A 3,430-nucleotide genomic window follows, 5' to 3' on the forward strand; every position below is an offset into this window, starting at 1 on the left:
GAAACAGAGTAAAGGATTTGGAATTAATCGTTTATTTGGAGGTAAGTAATGAATCTATTAAATATATTTAACAATCCCAAAATCAAATTTGGAGAACTAATAGTCTGGGATGAAAGAGTAGGAAAATACATTATCTCCGACTTTACCGACTATAAAGGTGGAGCGATTTCAGATTACCTAAAACTAAATCCCAATCTATATTCAATCCATCAAGTATCTTGTCGCCAGCAAACATTCCCAGTATTTTCATTTACTGAATTTAACATAGACACAGGAAGCGTGAAAACTATGGCTGCAAACCTATTGAGTAATTTGAGGGAAAAACCCAGTGCTGATTGGATACAGAGGATAAATCAAAAAATTGATAAGTATATTCAATCCGAAATCAAAACAATCATTGAGGAATTTTCATCATTTGGCGATGGAAATGAACCATCAATAAACTTTTCCCTCTCATTAGCATCTATTCACATTTTACTTTCCCAAAAAATAGAACAAACAGCAGCAGAACTAAACTAACGGAAAATGAGTCTCGCAACAATTAAGCAAGGGAATTGGGTGAGAATTTTACCCCCCCACCCTTTAGCTGGGGAGATAGTGGAAGTTCAGCAGATTGTCGGATACCATAATCTTGAGATTTATCATCAAAAACAAGGATTGGTTGATCTCCGTCTCAAGCAAGTAAAAGAAACATCCCCCCCGTCGTGTCCCCCCACAACTCCTAACAGTATTGTGGCCAGCATAGAATCTTTGGTCAAAAGATATGAGCAAATAGGAGGCAGACTTGATCGCCGATTCGTAGAGCAAATATTAGGTGAAAAACTCGTGGAGCATTTATTCAAAAGCACTGATATATCTGGATTAGACAATAAATGCTCCACAGAAAATGTCGAGGAGATAGACAATAAATGCTCCACAGGAAACATCGAGGAAAATCCCGTGGAGCATTTATTCAAAAGTCCTGATATACCTGGATTAGACAATAAATGCTCCACAGAAAGTAGCGATCAATTAGAGGCACAAGTATTACCCCAGGCACCGCCGGAGGAAATATTACCCCAAAATCCCGTGGAGCATTTATTTAAAAGCACTGATATGCCTGAATCAGACAATAAATGCTCCACAGAAAATGTCGAGGAGAGGAGCGCTCCTCTTGACATCCCCCAAAAACGGTGTGGTAGGCCACCGTGCCGAACCAACAACCTACCCCCCTCTGGTTGGATAGACGATCGAAAGTTAGTCAATGGGAAGAGCTACTACTACTGCCGATATAGATTTGAGAAAAAAATTAGGAAAACTAAAATACCCACAGGAATGCTAAACCCGGTCGAACAAATGATTAAGTTAAAGTACCCATCAAATCAAATTGAAGACTTTTTAGGTGACTCAGAAGTAGATTTTTAAACATTTATCGTGCTGTCCAGTGGTCACTGAACACCTTACTACACACTAAATTAATATGAAAGATACATTTAAAATGAAATATCGAAGTGGTAAACCTTGTGCTTTTTACCACTGTTGTGATCCAAAATGGAGGAGGTATGGGTTGATTATTGGAGAATTAAAACTCAACCAAGCCCACCAGGAGAGAGGAAATCTAACTGTTTGTCTTGTCCGAACTAGCAATGGTGAATGTTTCTGGACACCTTGTGTAGAGGAATTGAAGTTGAGTGAATATGGAGCTTGCGATTGGACAGAAATAGAGGAGCTAAGATTTTTGCCCACAAATTTTGTGAAACCACCATCGTGCCCAATTGATGGAAATTACGACGAATTTTGATATAATGATTACCAGATGCACCCTGATAGTTAGTGGCGCGCCTTTAATATTCAAGTGCATCTCACTAAGCACCCCACCCATGCTGGTGTAGCTCAAACTGTGGATTAGAGCAGCTATCAAGGGTCTAGAGTCGCGAACTAGCATCTCGATAGAAAGATGGTCAGCCCGTCCTGATTCGCCAGCACCAGGTCTGTTAGTCTAACGGTTAGGCCACCAGGTTTTAATTCTGGTAATAGGAGTTCGACTCTCCTACAGACTATACGAAACGAATGGAGTAGTTTCGTACTGGTAACAGATGGTTGATGGCTATATCTGTTGCACGTTGAGTCCATAGGGAATGGCCACTCTTTTTGAACTACAAAACCGGAACAATTGTTCCGGTTTTTAAGGGGAGTCAAACTGTTGAAAATAACTATTATCAACAGTTTCTAGCACAGGTAAGCATCTCAAACCCCTAAAACTTCGTAACGGTTTACCAGTCAAATAAAACTTTTTTCAACAGTTTGAAACGAAAGTACCTGTTTGAATCAGAATTACAAGCATTATTTGAAGCAGCCAAGTCCAGTGGCAAACCTGAGAGAAACTTAGCTTTGGTAATTACCATGTACCGACATGGCTTAAGAGCTAATGAAGCTTTGGCTATGCAATGGGAAGATATAAATTTTCCAGCTCAAGAAATATTTATCCGTCGAGCTAAGGGGTCGGTTAGTGGTGCTGCTCCTCTATGGAAAGATGAACTAAATGCCTTGAGAAAATATCAGCAGAAAAGTGGCGATCGCTCTACTGGCTATATTTGGTTAGGAGAAAACTCTGAACGTTTATCCTGGATAGATTTATACAAGTTGATTAAAAGATTAGGTAAAACAGCCAATCTTAATTCCCTACACCCCCACCAACTTAGAAATAGTTTTGGCTACCACATTTTTGCCTCAGTCCTGAAAACTGCGAGAATAAGGATAATTGCGGACTAATTTATGAATATTCTCAAGAGGAACTTGGTGAAATTGATAGAATGAAACAGATGAAAGAAAGTCAAAGGCAAGCTTTTATCTGTAAAAATCCTTCTTTAGTTTTGGCTTTGAATGAAACTTTAAGAACCAATCACCAAGCTCAACAAGCCTATTATTATTTTTCATCTTTTGAGATTTATATACTATATTTAATATCAAGAAAGGCTCTAGTATTTGCTGTTGATGAACTTGAGTTTGATGAAATATTAGAACTAATTAGCAATCTTAGTTCCGATATATCCAATCTAATCGCTGAGGAAAACTTTATTATTACTTCAGTTTCATCAGAACTAAGCAGTTACAATGTCAAGCGCCCCACAGGTGTATATGAATATTGGCAACTTTCAGCCAGTAAACCTATTTTTAAATCTGTTTTTTCTGGGGACAAAGGCAAAGGTATGCGCCCCAATAAAAAGTATGATGAGTTAACTAAAAAAATTCATTTGGGCAAAGAGGATAATCCTAAGTGTTTTTTAGTTGCCAACTTTATTAACAACAGAAATCTAGTACAAAAAGCACTTACTAAACTCAAAAATGCCTTAACGTTAATACAGGAAGCTTTGGAAATTTTAAGCAGTATAGAATATTGAGTGTTCTAGGAGGATTTAAAAATAATTCTCCTAGAACACTCGCTCCTACT

At 38.1% G+C, this 3,430-nt stretch carries 5 protein-coding genes; all 5 read left to right on the forward strand.

All coding sequences use genetic code 11. The features are described 5' to 3' along the window. The first annotated feature begins 48 nt into the window (after positions 1 to 48). A complete protein-coding gene (locus F6K40_RS39400; RefSeq protein ID WP_293145509.1) occupies positions 49 to 519 on the forward strand; it encodes a hypothetical protein in 471 nt (156 codons plus the stop codon). 6 nt (positions 520 to 525) lie between these two features. After that, a complete protein-coding gene (locus F6K40_RS39405; RefSeq protein ID WP_293145512.1) occupies positions 526 to 1,404 on the forward strand; it encodes a hypothetical protein in 879 nt (292 codons plus the stop codon). A gap of 55 nt (positions 1,405 to 1,459) precedes the next feature. Beyond that, on the forward strand, positions 1,460 to 1,780 hold the full coding sequence (locus F6K40_RS39410) for a hypothetical protein (RefSeq protein ID WP_293145515.1): 321 nt from the start codon (positions 1,460 to 1,462) through the stop codon (positions 1,778 to 1,780). Between the two features lie 503 nt (positions 1,781 to 2,283). Beyond that, the gene (locus F6K40_RS39415) at positions 2,284 to 2,751 is read left to right on the forward strand and encodes a tyrosine-type recombinase/integrase (RefSeq protein ID WP_293145518.1); all 468 of its coding nucleotides are present in this window, start codon (positions 2,284 to 2,286) and stop codon (positions 2,749 to 2,751) included. A gap of 50 nt (positions 2,752 to 2,801) precedes the next feature. Then, complete coding sequence (locus F6K40_RS39420) at positions 2,802 to 3,380, forward strand: hypothetical protein (protein WP_293145521.1); 579 nt, start codon at positions 2,802 to 2,804, stop codon at positions 3,378 to 3,380. Positions 3,381 to 3,430: the final 50 nt, after the last annotated feature.

This window comes from Okeania sp. SIO3I5 (assembly GCF_010672085.1).
In the GTDB taxonomy this organism is placed as follows: Bacteria; Cyanobacteriota; Cyanobacteriia; order Cyanobacteriales; family Microcoleaceae; genus Trichodesmium.

What these genes read in the sequence shown, in the direction of transcription:
- F6K40_RS39400 (WP_293145509.1), top strand. Translation starts at nt 49, where the DNA reads ATGAATCTATTAAATATATTTAACAATCCCAAAATCAAATTTGGAGAA.
- F6K40_RS39405 (WP_293145512.1), top strand. Translation starts at nt 526, where the DNA reads ATGAGTCTCGCAACAATTAAGCAAGGGAATTGGGTGAGAATTTTACCC.
- F6K40_RS39410 (WP_293145515.1), top strand. Translation starts at nt 1,460, where the DNA reads ATGAAAGATACATTTAAAATGAAATATCGAAGTGGTAAACCTTGTGCT.
- F6K40_RS39420 (WP_293145521.1), top strand. Translation starts at nt 2,802, where the DNA reads ATGAAAGAAAGTCAAAGGCAAGCTTTTATCTGTAAAAATCCTTCTTTA.